Source organism: Geomonas sp. Red32 (assembly GCF_023652955.1).
GTDB lineage: Bacteria > Desulfobacterota > Desulfuromonadia > Geobacterales > Geobacteraceae > Geomonas.
The window spans coordinates 249,104-268,841 of the sequence record NZ_JAKLOY010000004.1 but is presented as its reverse complement, the minus strand read 5'-3'; the positions used below and the strand labels follow the sequence as shown (position 1 = coordinate 268,841).

The 19,738-nt window shown below is 63.1% G+C and carries 15 protein-coding genes; 7 read left to right on the top strand and 8 right to left on the bottom strand.

The features are described from left to right. The first annotated feature begins 34 nt into the window (after window positions 1-34). A complete protein-coding gene (locus L4X63_RS12840; RefSeq protein ID WP_250679036.1) occupies window positions 35-2,914 on the top strand; it encodes a protease pro-enzyme activation domain-containing protein in 2,880 nt (959 codons plus the stop codon). A gap of 278 nt (window positions 2,915-3,192) precedes the next feature. Here the strand turns inward: L4X63_RS12840 and L4X63_RS12835 are convergent, their stop codons facing one another. Next, a complete protein-coding gene (locus tag L4X63_RS12835) occupies window positions 3,193-3,669 on the bottom strand; it encodes a tRNA (cytidine(34)-2'-O)-methyltransferase (RefSeq protein WP_250679035.1) in 477 nt (158 codons plus the stop codon). Window positions 3,670-3,845: 176 nt separating this feature from the next. Between L4X63_RS12835 and trpB the strand changes: the two genes are divergently transcribed. The 4 genes from trpB (at window position 3,846) to ettA (ending at window position 8,759) form a co-directional block, all read left to right on the top strand. Continuing rightward, a complete protein-coding gene (gene trpB, locus L4X63_RS12830; RefSeq protein WP_250679034.1) occupies window positions 3,846-5,036 on the top strand; it encodes a tryptophan synthase subunit beta in 1,191 nt (396 codons plus the stop codon). A 225-nt stretch (window positions 5,037-5,261) separates the two neighbouring features. Next, window positions 5,262-5,948 (top strand): transglycosylase SLT domain-containing protein, encoded by a 687-nt coding sequence (locus tag L4X63_RS12825; RefSeq protein ID WP_250679033.1) that lies wholly within the window; start codon window positions 5,262-5,264, stop codon window positions 5,946-5,948. A gap of 198 nt (window positions 5,949-6,146) precedes the next feature. Then, the gene (locus L4X63_RS12820; protein WP_250679032.1) at window positions 6,147-6,644 is read left to right on the top strand and encodes an LEA/WHy family protein; all 498 of its coding nucleotides are present in this window, start codon (window positions 6,147-6,149) and stop codon (window positions 6,642-6,644) included. 216 nt (window positions 6,645-6,860) lie between these two features. Continuing rightward, window positions 6,861-8,759 (top strand): energy-dependent translational throttle protein EttA, encoded by a 1,899-nt coding sequence (gene ettA / locus L4X63_RS12815; protein ID WP_250679031.1) that lies wholly within the window; start codon window positions 6,861-6,863, stop codon window positions 8,757-8,759. A 10-nt stretch (window positions 8,760-8,769) separates the two neighbouring features. On the opposite strand, the gene L4X63_RS12810 is transcribed toward ettA, so the two are convergent. Further along, window positions 8,770-9,480 (bottom strand): DnaA/Hda family protein, encoded by a 711-nt coding sequence (locus L4X63_RS12810; protein ID WP_250679030.1) that lies wholly within the window; start codon window positions 9,478-9,480, stop codon window positions 8,770-8,772. Continuing rightward, window positions 9,481-10,494: a Holliday junction branch migration DNA helicase RuvB gene (gene ruvB, locus L4X63_RS12805; protein WP_250679029.1), complete on the bottom strand. Its 1,014-nt coding sequence runs from the start codon at window positions 10,492-10,494 to the stop codon at window positions 9,481-9,483. Window positions 10,495-10,829: 335 nt separating this feature from the next. Between ruvB and L4X63_RS12800 the strand changes: the two genes are divergently transcribed. Both L4X63_RS12800 and L4X63_RS12795 read left to right on the top strand, forming a co-directional pair. Further along, on the top strand, window positions 10,830-13,817 hold the full coding sequence (locus L4X63_RS12800; protein ID WP_250679028.1) for a PAS domain S-box protein: 2,988 nt from the start codon (window positions 10,830-10,832) through the stop codon (window positions 13,815-13,817). Window positions 13,818-14,221: 404 nt separating this feature from the next. Continuing rightward, entirely contained in the window at window positions 14,222-15,301 is a 1,080-nt protein-coding gene (locus L4X63_RS12795) for a hypothetical protein (RefSeq protein ID WP_250679027.1), read from the top strand. A 37-nt stretch (window positions 15,302-15,338) separates the two neighbouring features. Here the strand turns inward: L4X63_RS12795 and L4X63_RS12790 are convergent, their stop codons facing one another. The 5 genes from L4X63_RS12790 to L4X63_RS12770 form a co-directional block, all read right to left on the bottom strand. Further along, on the bottom strand, window positions 15,339-15,623 hold the full coding sequence (locus L4X63_RS12790) for an STAS domain-containing protein (protein ID WP_250679026.1): 285 nt from the start codon (window positions 15,621-15,623) through the stop codon (window positions 15,339-15,341). Window positions 15,624-15,661: 38 nt separating this feature from the next. Beyond that, window positions 15,662-15,850, bottom strand: coding sequence for a hypothetical protein (locus L4X63_RS12785; RefSeq protein WP_250679025.1), 189 nt, complete (start codon window positions 15,848-15,850; stop codon window positions 15,662-15,664). A 405-nt stretch (window positions 15,851-16,255) separates the two neighbouring features. Then, a complete protein-coding gene (locus L4X63_RS12780; RefSeq protein WP_250679024.1) occupies window positions 16,256-16,726 on the bottom strand; it encodes a putative molybdenum carrier protein in 471 nt (156 codons plus the stop codon). Window positions 16,727-16,914: 188 nt separating this feature from the next. After that, entirely contained in the window at window positions 16,915-18,810 is a 1,896-nt protein-coding gene (locus tag L4X63_RS12775) for a methyl-accepting chemotaxis protein (protein WP_250679023.1), read from the bottom strand. Between the two features lie 396 nt (window positions 18,811-19,206). Then, window positions 19,207-19,710 (bottom strand): cytochrome P460 family protein, encoded by a 504-nt coding sequence (locus L4X63_RS12770; protein ID WP_250679022.1) that lies wholly within the window; start codon window positions 19,708-19,710, stop codon window positions 19,207-19,209. Window positions 19,711-19,738: the final 28 nt, after the last annotated feature.

Sequence of the window (19,738 nt, the reverse complement as noted above, 5' to 3'; positions counted from 1 at the left end):
ACATAAGGAGCATGCCATGCAGGGAAGACGCTTTGTGGTAGCTGTGATATGCCTCGTTTCGCTCCTGACCGGAGCCACCCAGGCCCTGGCCGGGCGCTTCGTCGACGATAACGACACCGTGGTCCTGACGGGCAACACCCATCCGCTGGCCCGCTCGCCCCAGGGGCGGGCCAAGGCTTCGCTGGCTGCGGTCAACCTCCCGATGGAGCACATGATCCTCTCGCTCCAGGTCCCGGCCGCCAAGCAGGCCGCCCTGCAGAAGCTCCTCAAGGAGCAGAAGGATCCCTCCTCTCCCAACTACCACCACTGGCTCACCCCGGAACAGTTCGGCGCCCAGTTCGGGCCCTCGGCCGAGGATCTGAAGGCGGTGACGGAGTGGCTGGCCTCGCACGGCTTCACCGTCGAGGAGACCGGCAAAAGCAGGACCTGGATCAACTTCTCCGGCACCGTCAACCAGGTGGAGGTCGCCTTCAAGACCAGGATGACCACTTTCACCGACGGCAACCGGGAGTTCCACGCCAACGCGACCGACCCTTCCATCCCGCGCGGGCTGGCCGACCTGGTATCGGGGGTGGTGACCCTGCATAACATCCCCCGCCAGCCCAAGAACAGCGGCCTGAAGACCTTCGCTTCGCCGCAGGCGGTTCCCAACTACACCTCCGGGTCGAACCACTACGTCGCTCCCGGCGACTTCGCCACCATCTACAACGTGAAACCGCTCTACACCGGCGGGGTGGACGGCACTGGCCAGAGCATCGCCATCGTCGGCCGCACCCATCCCTCCACCAGCAACTGGACCACCTTCCGCTCGAAGATGGGGCTTCCCGCCAACACCCCGCAGATCATCGTGAACGGCGCCGATCCGGGTGACCTGGGGGCTTCCGAGGGCACTGAGGCCGACCTCGACGTGGAGTGGGCCGGGGCGGTGGCTAAAAACGCCGCCATCAAATACGTCACCTCCAAATCCACCAACAGCACCGACGGGGTCGACCTGTCCGCCCAGTACATCGTGGCCAACAACCTGGCGCCGGTGATGTCCATGAGCTTCGGGAGCTGCGAATCGGACATGGGGAACACCGAGAACGCCTTCTATAACAACCTCTGGGCGCAGGCCGCCTCGCAGGGAATCACCGTGCTGGTCGCCTCGGGGGATTCCGGGGCGGCGGGGTGCAGCAGCGCTTCGGGCACCTCCGGCTCCGGCCAAGCGGTCAACGGCCTCGCCTCCACCCCGTACAACATCGCCGTAGGGGGGACCCAGTTCAACGATGCGGCCGGGTCCTACTGGAACTCGGTGAGCTCCACCGACATGACCTCGGCCACCGGCTACATCCCGGAAGCGGCCTGGAACGAAAGCGGCACCGTCTCGGGTGGGAGCGGGCTGTGGGCGACCGGTGGCGGCGTTTCCCGGGTCTATGCCAAGCCGAGCTGGCAGGCGGCTCCCGGCGTTCCGCAGGATGGCAAGCGCGACGTCCCCGACGTTGCCCTTACCGCCGCCGCGCACGACGGCTACCTGATCTACTCCAACGGCTCGCTGGGCGCCGTGGGGGGGACCTCCGCCTCGTCTCCCTCCTTTGCCGGATTGATGGCCCTTGTGGTGCAGAAGAGCGGGCGGCAGGGGAACGCCAATCCGCAGCTCTACGTGCTGGGGAACAACCAGTACGCTGCCGGGGGCGCCAAGGTCTTCCACGACGTAACCAGCAGCAACAACAGCGTTCCGGGGGTCTCCGGCTACGCGTCGGGGACCGGATACGACCTCGCGACCGGTCTCGGCTCGGTCGACGCCGCCGCCCTGGTGGGGAACTGGGGGGCAACCACCGTCAAGGCCCAGCCCGACTTCGCCCTCTCCACCATGGCGTCCCAGAGCGTGACGGCCGGCAAGAGCGTTGCCGTTCCCTTCCAGGTCAGCGTTTCCGGCGGCTTCAGCTCGGCGGTATCCTTCTCCGTTTCCGGCCTCAGCTCCGGGGTGACGGCGGCGGTATCGCCCGCCTCGCTGGCCGCGCCCGGCTCCGGTAGCGCGACGGTCACTGTGACCGCCGCCTCCAGCGCAGCGGCCGGCGCCCGCACGGTGACCGTGACCGCCACCGGCGGCGGCGTCACCCATACCCAGAGCTTCACCGTCACCGTCGTCGCACCCGACTTCTCCCTGACGGCAGCTTCCCCCGCCGCCATCGCGCAGGGGGGCTCCGGCAGCCTGAAGGTGACCACCACCGCGGGGACCGGGTTCGCCTCGGCCGTCACCCTCACCGTCTCGGGACTTCCGAGCGGCGTCACCGCCAGCTTCTCTCCGGTCACCATCGCCTCCCCCGGCACCGGGAGTTCGACCCTGACCCTGACCGCCTCCGCCACGGCAGCCACCGGGACCAGGAGCATCACCGTCACCGCCACTGCCGGATCCCTGGTGCACTCGGTCACCGTCCCGGTGACGATCCAGTCCGCCACCATCTTCAGTTCGAGCTTCACCGACAGCTGGTACGCGGTCGGCGTGAGCGGGAGCTACGGGAGGTGGTACATCGTCACTGGCGGCAGCAGTCCGTCGGCGGCACCGCACTCCGGCACCGCGATGGCGATGTTCAACTCCTACAGCGCGCCCAGCGGCAACCAGGTCCGGATGTTCAACGACGTCGTCTATACCATCCCGGCCACCGCCAAGGGGGCGACGCTGTCGTTCTGGATGTACCACGACACCGGCCGCTCCACCTATGGTGACAAGGTCCAGGCGCAGGTGACCACCAACGGGAGCACCTGGACCAACATCGGCGCGGCGGTCTCCCGCTACGCCAGCACCGCCGGATGGTCCCAGGTCAACGTGGACCTCACCCCCTACGTCGGCAAGAACTTCATGTTCGGCTTCCTCGGCATCAGCGCGGGGGGATACAACATGTACCTCGATGACGTGGCGATCACGCTTAAGTAGGACCGGTGAAAACTGATCCTGACGACGATAAAGTCCCCTATTGAGCGGGTCATCGGATAGATTCGAAAGTCCCCCTTGTTAAAGGGGGATTTAGGGGGATTTGCCTCTGGCTTGGTGAACGGCAAATCCCCCCTGTCCCCCCTTTGACAAGGGGGGGACCCGGTTCTACCGGGAATCCGAAAGAACCTGTCAGGAGGGGACGGCGCCGTCACGTATTTACGGAAAAAGAAAAGCCCCCTCGGCCATGAGTGCCGAGGGGGCTTTTTACTTTACGCTGTCTACTCTCCCTCCAGCGCCCCGGTCTGCCGGAGCGCCTCGTAGAGGACGATCCCCGCCGAGGTGGAGAGGTTGAGACTTCGCACCTTGCCGATGATGGGGATCCGTACCGCGCTCTCCGGGTGCGCATCGATCAGCTCCTCCGGGAGCCCCTTGGTCTCTTTCCCGAAGACGATGAAATCCCCCGGTTCGAACCGGAAGCCGACATAGCTTTTCGCCGCCTTCTTGCTGGTGTAGACGAAACGCGCCCCGGGGTTGGCCTCCTGCAGCGAGGCGAGATCCGGCCAGTAATCGATCTCTACTTCGCTCCAATAATCGAGTCCGGCCCGTTTGAGATAGCGGTCGTCGGTCGAGAAACCGAGCTTTCCCACTAGGTGGAGATAGGTCCCGGTGGCACCACACAGCCGGGCAATGTTACCGGTGTTGGGTGGAATCTCAGGCTCCACCAGCACAATGTGAAAGGGTTTCTCCAATGCCATTACGGGCTCCCCTCGGACTGAATTAAGGACAACCCTTGTATGTATCGCAAACAGCTCTCAAAGGCAAAGAGAAACGCCGTAACCTGCCGACGACAGAGGGAAAGAGAGGCTAAGCTTGCAATTTATCGACGTAGAGGCTATGATGCACCCTTCCCAAACAGTACCGGAGGCTTTTTTTGACCCAGCCAGACCACAACGGACACTTTGGCCCGTTCGGGGGTAGATACGTCTCTGAGACGCTGATGCCGGCGCTTCTCGAGCTCGAACAGGCTTACAACCATTACCGGAACGACCCGGAGTTCAAGGAGGAGTACGCCTACTACCTGCGCCAGTACGTAGGGAGGCCGAACCCCCTGTACTATGCCGAGAAGCTGTCCCGTAAGTTCGGTGGGGCCAAGATCTACCTCAAGCGCGAGGACCTGAACCACACCGGTGCCCACAAGGTCAACAACACCATCGGTCAGGCGCTTTTGGCCAAGAGGATGGGGAAAAAGCGGGTGATCGCCGAGACCGGCGCCGGGCAGCACGGGGTGGCCACCGCCACCGTCGCCGCCCTCTTCGGCATGGAGTGCGAGGTCTTCATGGGTGAGGAGGACATCCGGCGCCAGTCGCTCAACGTCTTCCGGATGAAGCTCCTCGGGGCCAAGGTGATCCCGGTCAGCTCGGGGACCGCCACCCTCAAAGACGCCATGAACGAGGCGATGCGCAACTGGGTGACCTACATCGATAACACCTTCTACATCATCGGCACCGTGGCCGGCCCGCACCCGTACCCGCTGATGGTGCGCGACTTCCAGGCCATCATCGGCGACGAGGCCCGCGCCCAGCACCTCGAGGCGGAAGGAAGGCTCCCCGACTACCTGGTGGCTGCCGTCGGCGGCGGGAGCAACGCCATCGGGCTCTTCCACGCCTTCCGCAACGACGCCTCCGTCCAGATGATCGGGGTCGAAGCCGCCGGTTACGGCATCGAATCCGGCAAGCACGCCGCCCCGCTTTCCGCAGGGAGCGTCGGCGTATTGCACGGCAACAAGACGTACCTCCTGCAGGACGAATTCGGGCAGATCGCCCACGCGCACTCCATCTCCGCCGGTCTCGATTACCCCGGCGTGGGACCCGAGCATTCGTACCTGAAGGATATCGGCCGCGCGAGCTACGTCTCGGTCACCGACGACGAAGCGCTGGCCGCTTTCCAGGAACTCACCAGGGAAGAAGGGATCATCCCCGCTCTGGAATCTTCTCACGCTGTCGCCCATGCGCTGCGTCTGGCCCCGGCCCTGTCCGCGGACCAGACCATCGTAGTTTGCCTTTCCGGCCGTGGAGACAAGGACATCCATACCGTGGCAGACGTCATGGGAGTACAGCTTTAAATAATAATTCGGGTAGTTTAGGGGAAGGAGACCGCCGGCGGTCTCCTTTTTTGTTGGCAAGTTAACTAATTATAATTCGAAACTTGCAATCTTATGAGGATTGGCTACACTTGGTGCCTCATGTTGACGGCAACCCATCCTCAAGAAAGGAGATGATTGGCGCAGGCTTCCACCGACCTCGAGGTTTACCCCCAAAGCCGGCAAAAGCCATCAAAACTGTCACCTATGAAAAAACTTGTTATTCTGCTGGCCACGGTGTTGCTGTTCAACACCTCGTGCGACCAGTCCCACCTGCAGCAGGCGCAGGTTCCGGTAAAACCGGGGAACACGGAATCGGATCGTGTTCTGCAGGCAGGCGGGAAGAAAGAGAAAGAGGAGGAGCAGTCCGATTCCTCCCCGGGTACTGTTAAGGAGGCATCGAAAGATGCCAAAACGGAAGAAAGAAAGAACATGGTGCCGGCCATTTCGGCGACCTTCGAGCGGCGCACCACACCGCAGCGGGCCAAATGGCTGGCGGAGATCTGCTACCAGAAGACGGAAGGAACCAAGTTCACCCCGCTGGATCTCGCCGAAATAGCTCTGGCCGAGACCGGCGGACACAAGCTGTCCAGCCGAGCGGTATCTTCCAAGGGGGCCATGGGCGTTTGGCAATTGATGCCCGAGAGGGCCATCAGCCACGGCTATCTGCCGGGCGAGATGAGAGATGACGAGAAGTGTGCCGACGCCGCGGTACACGAGCTTTACGAAAAGCTCGACATGGCGAAAGGGAATCTGTCCCGGGCCAAGCGCTACTACTGTGGTGCCGGCCCCGCCGCCAAGGCCTACGACCGGATGCGGAAACGTTTCCGGGCCGAGATCCTGAAGGAGATGGAGAAGCAGTCGTATCAGAGGGTTGCCGTCAACTACCAGTGATGCTACTGCTGTCGTTTCCTGACCTGTTGTGCTATAGTGGGCGGGTTTCCATGAGGAACCCGCCCTTTTTCTTTTCATAAGCCGTCGTCAACTCCCCCGTTAAAAAAGGGGGAGTTCCGGTAAAAGAACCTGGCCTCCGGACGACCTTCCACCTCGATTTTCCTGGTGCCGGCCGGCGGGGGCGTTACGGAGAAAGCTGTGAAGAAGACTGTCTTACTGTTCGTACTGCTTGGCTTGCTGGGGCTCACCGGCTGCTCGATGTTCGTGAAGGCACCCACCGTCAAGGTCAAGAGCCTGACGGTGACGAGCCTCGATCCGGGCGGGCTCGGGATGGAGCTCCTGCTGGCGGTGACCAACCCCAACTTCTACGACCTGAAGCTGAAGGGGTACAGCTACGACCTGAAGGTCATGGCGCTTCCCTTGGCGAAGGGGGGCGCACGGGAAGAGGTGAAGTTTCCTTCCGATGTGGAGACCGAGCTCCGGATCCCGATCCGGGTGGCGTACGGCGACCTGGTGGAGATCCTGAAAAAGGCGCCGGACGCGGACCGCATCCCCTACCAGCTGTCCGCCGGGCTCGATGTGGACACCCTGATCGGCCAGACCACCATCCCGGTCAACCAGACCGGCACCTATGCCATCCCCAAGTCCTTCCGCCCCTCGAACCTCCTGAACCGGCTGGGCGACCTCTTCCGCTGACCCGCGGGCAACTTTCGGCCAGCGTCCCGAAGCGGGATAAAGCTCCCCCTTAGTGGGAAGGCGAGATAAAGGTTCCCCCCTTTGCGAAGGGGGGAGATCGACGCCCATGCTCAGTGAGCAAAGGCAAATCCCCCCTGTCCCCCCTTTAACAAGGGGGGGACCTTTCGCCGAAGCAGGTGGATCGAGGAAGGGAGGGGGAGAATATATGGAGCTGCAATGAACGTAGTCGATATAACCAACCTCTCGAAAAGTTTCGGTCCCCGCGTCCTCATGGACAACGTCACCTTTGCCGTCGGCGAGGACGAGCGGGTAGGGCTGATCGGGGCCAACGGCGCCGGCAAATCCACCCTGCTCACCATCCTGGCCGGGGTCGAGGACCGCGACAGCGGCTCCATCGCCATGAAACGCGGCGCCTCGGTCGGCTATCTCAGCCAGGACCCGATCCTCGACGAGGGCTCCACGGTGGCCGCCGAGATCGAGAGCGGCCTCACCGAGATCAGGAAGGCCATGGCCGCCTTCAACGAGATCGCCGAGCGGATGGCGTCGAACCCCTCCGACATGGACCGCCTTTTGGTCCGCCAGGGGGAGCTCACCGTATGGATCGAGCACCACGGCGGCTGGAACACCGATCACCGCGTCGCGGAGATGATGACCCATCTCCAGCTCCCCGATCCCCACCAGCGCATCGGCACCCTCTCCGGCGGAACCAAGCGGCGCGTCGCGCTTGCCAGGCTCCTTCTGCAGGCCCCCGATCTCCTTTTGCTCGACGAGCCGACCAACCACCTGGACGCCGACACCACGCAGTGGCTCCAGGATCACCTGAAGGCCTACCCCGGCGCCGTCATGCTGATCACCCACGACCGTTACTTCCTCGACCAGGTGGTGAACCGGATGCTGGAGCTGGAGATGGGGAACCTCACCTCCTACCAGGGCGGGTATTCCCTCTACCTCGAGCAGCGGGAAGCGAAGCTCATGAGCGAGGCGTCCAGGAAGGCCAGGCTCCTCAATCTCCTCCGGATCGAGACCGACTGGATGCGCCGGGGCCCCGCTGCCCGCACGACCAAGCAAAAGGCGAGGATCGACCGCTTTCACGACCTGGAGGAGAGCGCCTCCGGCCCCGGCCGCCGCGAGCTGAAGATCGGCTTCTCCACCGGCGAGGGGCTGGGAGGGACCATCCTGGAGCTCGACCAGGTCGGCAAGGGGTACGGCGACCGGCAGCTCGTAAAGAACGTCACCTTCGGCATGAAGCGCGGCGACCGGGTCGGCGTCATCGGCCCCAACGGCTGCGGCAAGACCACCCTCATCAAGATGATCATGGGGGAGGAGGAGCCGGACTCCGGCCGGGTGGTGCTGGGGAAGAAGACCAAGATCTCCTATTTCGACCAGCTGCGCGAGGTGCTCGATCCCAACCAGACCGTCTACGATTTCTTCGGGGAAGGGGACTACGTCACCTGCCGGGGAGAGAAGCGGCACAAGATAGGCTACCTGGAGGATTTCCTCTTCGCTCCCGACGACCGGCGGCGCCCGGTGGGAAGCCTTTCCGGCGGCGAGAAGAGCCGGCTGATCCTGGCGAGGCTGATGTTGCAGGACTCCAACCTGCTGGTATTGGACGAACCGACCAACGACCTGGACATTCCGACCCTGCAGCTTTTGGATGCCTCCATCGCCGCCTTCCCCGGCTGTGTGCTGATGGTCACCCATGACCGCTTCTTCCTGGACAAGGTGGCAACCGGGGTGCTGGCCTTCGAGGGGAATGGGGTGGTGACCTTCTACGAGGGGAACTACACCGAGTACCGGGAGCGCAAGGAAGCGGCCGCCAAGGCTGCCGCCGCCCCCGCGCGGGCGGAGAAGCGCGAGGCCCAGGCACCGGCCGCCGAAAAGCCGAAGAAGGGGCTGAGCTACAAGGAGAAGATCGAGCTCGAGCAGGTGGAGGCGAAGATAGCCGAGATGGAGGATGATTTTGCCAAGGTGCAGGCGATGCTGGCGGATCCTGCCACCTATGCCACGGTTGCCGGCGGCATAGCCGCCATCACCGCCGACTATGGGCGTCTGGAGACCGAGCTCGCGGCAGCCTACGCCCGCTGGGAAGAGCTGGAAACGAAAAAAGGCGGCTGAAAAGCCGCCCTCAGTCCCTCGCCACCCCCAGCGCCTCCTTGGCGAGCCTGGTGGTGATCTTTCTCATGGTGGAGATGGAGTACCGGTTGATGTTCTCCAGCGCCCACACCAGCGAGGGGATGTCCCTTCGCACCGTCAACAGCATCTGGTCGATCACCTCGGCAGGGAGCGCCATCTGCCGGTCCTCGGCCAGCTTCTTGAGAATCATCCTTCTCGATTCGTCATCCGACACATCCATCCTCGCCACCAGTCCCCACAGAAGCCGGCTGGTCAGGTGCCCGTCCAGGTGCGGCAGCTCCTTGGGGGGCACGAGCCCGGAGATGGCGATCTTTCTTCCCGTCGTGTAGTAGGCGTTGAAAAGCTCCCACACCTCGACCCTCGCCTCCTGGCTGTCCGGCAAAAGGTGCAGGTCGTCGAGGATCAGCGCCTCGGCCTCCTCGAAGTATTCCGCCAGCCGCGAGCTCCCCTCGCCGGGCTCAGCTTCGCCGTAGAGGGAGGCGGCGTCCCGGAAACTGAAGTATCTCCCGTCGATGGCGTTGGCGAGCGCGGTCAAAAGGTGGGTCTTTCCCGATCCTTCCGGACCGTGGACGTAGAGGAGGTTTTCGCCACCGTCCTCGACCAGTTTGCGGGCGAAGCGGTAGGCGGTGCTGTTGCCGCTGCAGACCACGAAATTGTCGAAGCTGAAGCGGGGGATGACGGGGAAGTCGAAGATGAGCTGCATTTAGAAGAGTCTTCCCTGGGGCGGTTCCGGCGCCACCCTCCCGAAATGCCGGTAGGCGGCCGCGGTGGCCACCCGTCCCCTCGGGGTGCGGTTGAGGAAACCGTTCTGGATCAGGAACGGCTCGTAGACGTCTTCGATGGTGTCGCTCTCCTCGCTGATGGCCGCGGCGATGGTGTCGAGCCCGACCGGGCCGCCGCCGAACTTGTCGATGATGGTCAGGAGGATCGCGCGGTCCATGGGATCGAATCCCATCTCGTCGATCTCGAGCAGCTGCAGCGCCTGGTCGGCCACTTCCCGGGTGATGACGCCGCCGGCGCGCACCTGGGCGAAGTCGCGTACGCGGCGGAGCAGCCGGTTGGCGATCCTCGGCGTTCCGCGGCTGCGGCGGGCGAGCTCCAGGGCGCCGTCCGGGTCGATGGCCATCCCGAAGATGCGGGCGGAGCGGGTCACGATGAAGGCGAGCTCGTCGTGGGTGTAGAACTCGAGCCGGGAGATAACACCGAAGCGGTCGCGCAAGGGGGAGGAGAGAAGCCCTGCCCGGGTGGTGGCGCCGACCAGGGTGAACTTGGGGAGGTCGAGCTTGATGGTGCGGGCGCTCGGCCCCTGGCCGATGATGATGTCGAGCTGGAAGTCCTCCATGGCCGGGTAGAGGATCTCCTCCACCACGTGGGAGAGGCGGTGGATCTCGTCGATGAAGAGGACGTCGTGCGGCTCCAGGTTGGTGAGGATGGCGGCCAGGTCGCCCGGGCGCTCGATGACCGGGCCCGAGGTGGACTTGATGTTCACCCCCATCTCGCAGGCGACGATGTTGGCGAGCGTGGTCTTGCCGAGCCCCGGGGGGCCGTAGAGGAGCACGTGGTCGAGTGCTTCGCCCCGGCCACGGGCGGCGTCGATGAAAAGCCCCAGGTTCCCCTTGGCCTTCTCCTGCCCGACGTAGTCCGCCAGCGCCCGGGGGCGCAGCGTCGCTTCGAGGAGATCGTCTTCGGTTTTGTCAGCCGCGATGATACGGGTCATGCCTTTTCCAAACGAGGGGTTGCGGGGATAGTCGGGGACGCGTCAAGGTATAACAGTTGGCGGTAAAGGTCAAGGCATTCGCCCTTCCCGTTAGGGAAGGAAGGAGGCTGAAAAAGGCAGAATCAGTCGGCACTGTCAGCGGAAAGTATTTTTGACTGCCCGCGTTTTTTGCCTCGATGGATGAGTCTCTCTACGGTATTGTCTTACTTGGTCTCGCTCATGTTTCGTGAGAGATTCGGACTGTCGCAGAGCTTCGTCCCGGATGTGTCGAGAGGTGCTGGAAATGCCGGCGCACTGACTAAGGTGAGTCGCCGCAAAGACAGAGCGGCCTGAGCATGTCGATAAAATCCAAACTCACACTCACCATCGTGGTCTTCTTCGTGCTGACCACCTTCCTGACCGGCGCCGTGGTCTATCAGCGCGGCATCTCTTTGCTCAACGAGGAGCTCAAGAGGTTTCCCGACAGCCAGTACAAGGTGTTCCGGGAAGTCGTGCAGGGAGACGAGAAGGGGTTGTCCGGCACCATCTACGGCCTTACCCATGCGGAGGGGCTGGCCCGGGCGATCGCCCGCCGCGACAAGGAAACCCTGCTCGCCGCCGGCGCCCCCATCCTCGCCGAGCTGCGGCGCGACCTCGGCATTACCCACCTCTACTTCATCGCGCCGGACGGGACTGTCATCCTGCGGGCCCACAAGCACGAAGAGGACCGCGACCGCCTGCAGCGGGTGACCTTCCTCAAGGCCCGCTCCACCCTGCAGATAACCACCGGCATAGAGGAGGGGAAGAACTTCTTCTCGGTGCGGGCGGTAGGCCCCGTGTATGTGAAGGGGAAACTCGCCGGGTTCATCGAGGTTGGCGAGGAGTTCAACAGCATCTTCGAGCGGATGAAAAGGATGGGGGGCAACAACTTCGCCCTCGTGCTCGACACGAACCTCCTCAAAAAGCTTCCCCCGCAGGTCTCCACCGAGGCCGCCGCCCGGGGCGGGATCCTCTACCCCACCGATCCCGGCCTCTCCGCCGCCCTGGCCCCCCAGCTCACCGGCACCGCCAGCCACCCCGGCGTCACCATCGCCACCACCCGCCGCAAGACGGTGGCGGTCGGGCTCTCTCCCCTGAAGGACGCCTCCGGCAAACGGGTCGGCTACCTCGCTTCCTACCGCGATCTCACCCCCTACTACGCATCGCTGTGGAAGGCCATCCTCGCCAACGTGGCCGTCATCGGTGCGGTTCTTTTAGCCGCCAATCTCGCCGTGGTTTCCCTGATGAGGAAGAGCGTCAATCTCTTCTACGACCTCTACGGGCACATCGCCCGGGTTTCCGCCACCTGGGTCCTCGAGGAGGAGATCCCGGTAACCACCGACGACGAGGTGGGAAGCCTGGTCGCCCACTTCAACACGATGCTCTCCCAGCTCGACCGGCAGCGCAAGGAGCTTAACCGGCAGATCGGGTTCCAGCGCATCGTCATGGAAACCATTCCCGTTCCGACCTACTACGGCGATGCCCAGGGAAACTGCATCGGCTGCAACAGCAGCTTTCTCAGCTGGGCCGGACTCGGCAGCGACGACGTGGTAGGGCACCCCCTTTCGGCGGTGGTCCCTTTCCACCCCGCGGCCGGCTCACCGCCCGCCACAGGGGGCCGGGAGGGGGCGGATGTCTCCCAGGGAACCTTCGTCTCCTTCGACGGTACCTGCCACGACGTCATCCACTACCGCGCACCGTTCCCGCAGGTCGACGGATCCCTCGGGGGAGAGATCGGCTGCCTGCTCGACATCACCGAACAGAAGAGGGTCATCGAGAAGCTGGACCAGTCCGAGAAGATGTTCCGGACGCTCTTCGACAGCATCGCCGATGCCGTCTTCGTCCACGACGAGACCGGTACCATCGTGGAGGTCAACGAAGCCGCCTGTTCCCGCCTGGGCTACAGCCGGGACGAGCTCCTCCGGATGAAGATCCGCGACATCGCCTCGCCCCAAGACGTCCCGCTCCTTCCGCTGTTCTTCGACCGGGCGGCCCGGGGCGGTTTCGCCCGGCTGATCGCCGGAGAGCGGCGCAAGGACGGGACCGTGCTCCCGGTGGAGGTCACCTCGAGCGGCTTCGAGTTCTGCGGGCGCCAGCTCCTCATCGGCATCACCCGGGACATCACCGACCAGGTCGCCGCCGAGGAGACGCGGACCCACCTGGAGCAGCAGCTTCGCCAGTCCCAGAAGATGGAGGCGATCGGCACCCTCGCCGGCGGGGTCGCCCACGATTTCAACAACATCCTCACCGCCATCACCGGCTACGCGGAGCTCGCCAAGGAGCTCGGGGCAGGGCAGGAATCGCTTTGCGGCATGGTGAACCATATACTGGTGGCCTCTTCCAAGGGTGCCAAGCTGATCCGGAGCCTCCTCACCTACAGCAGGAAGAAAAGCGGCGGCAACAAGGAGCCGGTCGACCTGAACAGTCTCCTCGGCGATGCGGAGAGCCTCCTCACCAAGCTGGTTCCCGAATCGGTGGAGTTCTCGCTCACCCGCTGCGAGGGGGGTCTCTGGATCCTGGCCAACGGCGGCGAGATGGAGCAGGTGGTCATGAACCTGGTGGCCAACGCCCGCGACGCCATCGGGGGGAAGGGGACCATCGCTATCGCGACCGGCCGGGTCGAGGTGGAGGCCCGCCAGGCGAACCTGCTCGGTCTCGAGGAGCCGGGGGGACATGCCCTTTTGGTGGTGGAGGACACCGGGAGCGGCATGGACGAAGGGACCCTGGAGAGGATCTTCGAGCCGTTCTTCTCCACCAAAGAGGTGGGGAAGGGGACCGGGCTGGGGCTTGCCATGGTCTACAACATCACCAAGCACCACCAGGGGGGGATCGCCGTCGACAGCCGCCCGGGCCGGGGTACCAGGTTTTCCCTCTACTTCCCGCTGGTGACGGCGAGGAAGATCATCGAAGCCGCCACCGAGATGCCCGAGCCGGTGACCGGGAGCGAAACGGTGCTGCTGGTCGAGGACGACGACACCATCCGGACCATGTTCAGGATCATGCTGCAAAAAAAAGGCTATTCGGTCATCGAGGCGGCCGACGGCATGGAAGGGTGGCACCGGTTCCAGGAGGAGCCCGGCCGGATCGACCTCCTGCTGACCGATGTCGTCATGCCGCGAAGAAGCGGGGCCGAGCTGTACCAGGAGATCCGGCGGGTCCGCCCCGATCTCCCCACCATCATGATGAGCGGCTACAACAACGAGCTTCCCGCCGACTTTTACGACGAGCGCTGTCTCTATCTGAAAAAGCCCATTCTCCACCAGGTACTCTTATCCCGGGTGCGCGAGCTCCTCGACCATCGCTGACCATGCAACCTGGGATCCCCCCATCCTTCCTGTTTTTCCCCTCTTTTCCTCATTCAGTCATTACTTGGTGCCCGATTCAGGGGCGCCGTGCTCCGTTCTCTTTCGGCGTATGACGGTAAAGTGTCTGTGACTGTAAAAAAGTGGACAGTGTGAAAATTTTTACATCTTCCGGCAACTCCCCGATTTATAGGCGTTAATGTATACGCAGGGGAGGGGGTGTAAAAATATTCACACCTGGATATCTTTCGGTGATATCCGTGCGTGGCGTATAAGATGTTGATTTATAGAGGAACCAAGGCTTTCGGGCGGCGTGAATGGCGTTGGTACGGTTGTTGGAATAGCAAGCGGGATCGTTAGAAGGGAAGCACCTTATATTGCGATGAGTAGTGACTGCGGAGGCTTGCATGTTGAAACCGATGTCGGTTTTCCTGACCGCTTTGCTGATGGCCGGTTGTGGCGCGTTGTCCTCTCCCGAAAACTCGAAACAACCCTCGCCGGCCGGAATCCGCACCACCACCGAGCTTACCGGCTGCATCTACCCCAAGTATCTCATCGTCGGCATCCTCTATGCCCCTCCAGGGAGCGCAAGCTACGTCCGGTATCCGGCCGACAGCCGGCTCCTTGGCTCCAGCTCGCTCAACCGCCAGTCGTTCTCCGATCCGGTCAGCCTCAGCACGGGGGGCGCTCTCTTCGATGCGAGCCTCGGTAACTACACCCAGTCGGTCGACACCGCCTACACCGCGGCCTTCGGGCTGATGATGGAGGGAAATAGCGGCCTCACCCGCTCCGGAGAAGACTCCCCCCAGGGGGTCGATCACGACGGCGATATCATCTTCGTCTGGCTCAACCCGGCGGCCAAGCTGACCATCAGCGGGTCGACGAGCATACGCTGGGACGGGTACGCCAACCGCCAGGAAGATCCCGCCGCCTCCCCCGACATCGTCGCCCTGCGCGTTTCGCAGTTAAAGGACCCGCGCCGGATTCCCGCCCCTACCGCCGCGCTGCTGGCCCGCAGCTGGGACACCACCGTCGGGGGGCTCACCACCGCCGACTACGCGTCCATCCTGGCGGCCGATCCCTTCGCTTCCGGCGAGTACGACCCGGCGAACGACGACAGCTACCGTTTCGACCTCCAGACGACCAGCGGCGGCAACACCTTCACCTACGGCCCCGATACCCAAGTCTTTACGGTCACCCCCCGCAACGCCTCCTCGCGAAAGCAACTGGCGAAGTACAACTACAGCGTCGACTGCTATGTGGACGGACCGGTCGATTTCACCTACTTCGTCAGCAACAACCTGAAGATATCGAAGACCTACACCACGACCGCCAGCTGGAATTCATCGACCTCCAGCAGCGCGCAGCCGGCGACCTTCTCCATCACGGGCCCCTCCCTCGACGACAACTACACGGGACCCACCACCTTCCAGGTCTGGAGGGATAACCTCTTCGGATCGTACATGTTCTATCCGGTGGCGAAATAGCGAAGGGCGAGGGGAAAGCCCCCTCGCCGGTGAAGGGTCAGACGTCCAGCAACTCCTGAAAATGCCGGAAATCCCGGACCACCTGGGGTATGGCGATCAGCCGGGGCTGATAACCGCGGGTCTGCAGACGATGAAGGCAGCTGTAGAGCGCCTCGATGCCACATCGATCGATCTTCTCTATGCCGCTGCAATCGAGATGAACTTCCCTGGTTTCCTTTCCCAGCCTCGTTGAGAGCTCCGACAGCGGTAGGAGTTGTCTTCCTATCCCGGAACTCGACCAGTCTCCCTGCAGATGAGTACACACCACCGATTTTCTTTCCACAGGATTCCCTCCTTCCTTGATACAGAACTGCCAATCACTCATTCATTGCCGATTGCTTCCCGGCCGTATCCTGGCCCTGAGCCACGGAACAGGTCCCGGAATGGTCCGCCCAGGCGGTAGACAACGTCGCCGGCCGAGACCTGGTAGGCCTTGACCTCGGGGGTGACGAGGAGGATCTTCCTGACCTGTGGCGACCGGGCGGCCAGCTCCGGGTGGGTGCGGAACATGTTGTCGTGCGACGCGCATCATGCCTGCACGAGGCAGAACAGTGCCGCCGCCGCGATGAAACGGGGCCAACTCTTCACGGTGGTCATCTGTTCCTCCTTGCTCTCCTTGACCAAGAGGAATCTCTTTCACTGGCCGAGAGGTGACGGGCTCCTGTATCAGCCCGGGGGGAGGTTGAGGCGAGCCGGTGAAGCATGCTCACTCGCTTGTGGTGTTGTGGATGGGAAAGGCTTTGTAACTGTATCCCGCAATCCCGCCGTGTCAAAGGATATGCCGGTCTCAGTCACGGGCTTGCCGGATAGTGTGCCCTGCTCGTCCGGGAAAGAACGAGTTTCCTGTACCCTGCCTATCCCGGTGGAGATATTTTTAGTCCAGGATGGATGGGGAGGTGACGTACTCAATCAAGGCTAGGGATGGATGCACCCGAAGACCTTTTCGAGGAAGTCGAAGGCCGCAGCGTAGATCCCGCCGGGGTATTTGGACTCCCGGGGCCCGGCGACGTTCAAGGTGACGATCCCGTTTTCCTCTATCCAGCGGGCGGCCTCCTCGGGCGCCGTGAGCTCCGGCGCGTCCAACTGGACGATGAGGGCCGGTCTGCCGTGCTTCAGGGCGAACTCGTGCGTGGCCTTGGTCCCTTCCGTCACTTCCCCGATGTTGAGTATCAGGGTGCCATCGCTTTCCACCACGTTCTTCTCGGTCCGGACGATGTAGACGGGGGAGGCCATTTCCGTCAGGCGGTACTCGGGCGGAATGGTGCCGTCTTCGGCGAGTCTCCCTTTCGGGCAATATCCGCCGGTGGCCAATCCGCACGCCGCCGCGGAGTCCAGTCCCGCCCGGTCCACGCCGGTCTGCCCGCCGGAGACGATTTTTCTGAGCATGAGGTGACCTCTCGATCTCCCGGCCGGAGCGCGGGGTGAGCAAAGAATAGCCGCAAGTATGTCAGGGAAATTGGGAAAGGCAACTATCCCCCGGAATGAGCGGCATGTCATTCCGGGGGCTTAGCGGGTGTAGTGGCAGGCTGACGGGAGGGGAGGGTGTTTCGGGAGGTCCCCCGGCCGGTTACCGGTCAGCCGATTTTGAACTGGCGAACCAGGCGCTGGAGCTCGTCGGCACTGCCGTGCAGCTCCACGGCGGCAGCGGCGGAGTCGCGGGCGCCGCTCGTGGTATCGCCGATGATCTCGGTGATCCGCTGCATGTTCGCGCTGATCTCGGAGGTGGTCGCCGTCTGCTCTTCGGCGGCGACGGCCACCATCTGGACCTGGCTGGTGACGGCCGCTATCTTTTCGAGGATCTCCTCCAGCGCCCTCCCGGAGCCGGCCGCCTTCTCGGTTCCGCGGGCGACCTCGGTTACCCCTTCCTCCATGGCGGTCACCGCGTCGCCGGTCTCCTTCTGGATCGCCTTGATCATCTCGCCGATTTCGCGGGTGGCCCTCGTGGTCCGCTCAGCCAGCGCCCGCACTTCGTCCGCCACCACGGCGAATCCACGTCCCTGCTCTCCCGCCCGGGCGGCCTCGATGGCAGCGTTAAGCGCCAGCAGGTTCGTCTGGTCGGCGATATCCTCGATGGTCCCTACGATGGCGCCGATCTGGTCGGAGCGGGCTCCCAGGCTTCCCACCGCGGCGGCGGTCCCCTTCACCCGGTGGGTGATGTTACTCATCACGGCGATGGTTTCCTCCACCACCCGCGCTCCCGCCAGCGCCACCTCGTTGGCCTCCCGCGCCCCTTCCGAGGCGAGCTGGCAGTTGTGGGCGATGTCGCAGGAGGTGGCCGCCATCTCTTCGCCGGCGGTGGCCACCGTACCGACCTGGGCTGAGGCCCGGTCGGCCCCGTCGGCCATGCCGCCCGCCGCGCTCTTCACCTTGGTTGCCGCGTGGAAAAGCAGGGAGGAGGTTTGCGCCACCTGCGAGATGCTCCCCTGCATCCTGTCCACAAAGCTGTTCAGATGCCTGCCGGTTTCGCCCAGCTCGTCCCTGGAGCTCACTGCCAGGCGCTTGGTCAGGTCCCCGCCGGCCAGCTCTTCCATGAGAGCGTTGATGGCGAGCAGCGGCTTGGTGAAGGTTCCCGCGATCAGGAAGGAGAAGACGGCCGCCGCGGCGAGGGCCACCACCAGGACGGCCAGGGTCACCAGCAGCACCTCGTTCAGCTTGCTCGTCACCTCGTGGACCGGGACCGTCACCCCCAGGCTCCATCCCGGCCCGGCGATGGGGGCATAGGAACAGTACTTTTTCACCCCTTTGAAACTGTAGGTGCCGATCCCCGACTCGCCGGCGACCATCTTCCCGGCGATGTCCTTCAGGTCGCTTCCGGTCTTGCTGTCTTCGAGGACGTTATGCTTCATGACGAGCTTTTCGGAGGGGTGGATGATGGTCAGTCCGTCCTTTTGCAGCACGTAGGCGTAACCCGTTGCACCCGGCTTGATTTTGCCCGCCATCTTGATCAGGTCATCCAGGCCGACGGTGGCGGCCACTACGCCGCCGAACTGGCCGTTGCGGGTGATGGGGGCTGCCACCACCACTACCTGTTTGCCGTCGACCTTGGAGCGTACCGGGGCGGAAACCACCACCTTGCCGGACTTGGCCTCCTTGAAGTAGGGGCGGTCGGCGACGTTGGTCTTGGCACCGGTGGTCAGGATGGCGTTTCCGTCGGCGTCGGCCACGTAGAGGAAGGCGTAGACCGGGTTCCGCCTGTTCTCGTTCTTGAGATATTCGAGTCTAGTCTGATCGTTGCCGCCGGCGATGAGCGGCGAGGCCGCCAGTTCGGCCACCTCACCCTTGCGGATATCCAGCCACAGGTTGAGCTTCTCCGCATTGTGAATCGCCAGCGTCCTCAGCCCTTCCTGGGTTTCGTCGACCAGAAGCCCCCTGGTGATCCAGTAGTTCACCGCTCCCAAAATCACCACCGTGGCTACCATGGCCACCACGATAGCTGCCGTGAGTTTCGCCCTGATGCTGTTCAACTTCATGCCGTTATCCTCCGGACCGCCTTTGTTAGTGAAGATGCTTAAACAATGTTCAATGGAAGAAATGTGACGTGGGAATGTCACTGCAGGTCCGGAGGTGAAGGGAAAAAGGGACTTACCGGGATGCATATCGACATAGGAAGAGTGCGACTTGAAATAAATTTCACCGGCAGTGCGATTTTTGCCGGATAAAAACTATTGAGTGCACCTAAATGCTCAGCGGATAAGGAGTGTGGCGGGTAAGGTTATTCCTTTGATTCTTTCCGGAAGAAGCCGAAGGCGGTGCCGTGGCGGGGATACGGGTGAAAAGAAGAAGGGGCTGAGGCAAGCGCGCCCCGGAATGAGCGGCGGTCATTCCGGGGCGCGTCGCCTGGAGGAAGGGGTGGGGAGATTACTTGGTCACGGGACGGCGGCGTAACCGGTGAAGAGATAGTCGTTCCCCTTCACCGGGGTGTGGCAGCCGAAGCATTCCTGGACGAAACTGGGATCTTTTCCGTAAGGCTGGTACTTCTGGCCGACGAAGCGGGCGAACCCCCACCCGCCGGTCGCCTTGTATTTCGCCGAATCCTTGACCATGAACTCGACCTGGGCGAAGTTCTCCGGGACCGTCGCAACCGGGAATTGCGGATGCTTTTTAGCCGACCAGGCGATCTTGCAAAGGACAGCGCCATCCGGCATCGGCCGTATCTTGTTCCGCATGGCCTGGACGGCAACGGGGTTGCCGAGGATCACGCGGATCTGCTGCTTGTCCTCCCGGTAGGAAGGTGCGATAACCTGCCACATCCGGTAGTCCTTGAAAAGGGCTATGCCATTGGGCGCTACGGGGCCGTTGCCGTTGACGGCCAAGGCGGCTGAAGGGATCAGGATCAGGGCTACTAACAGTACACTCGGATACAGTCTCACAGTCGTCTCCTTTGCTCATAAGGTGATT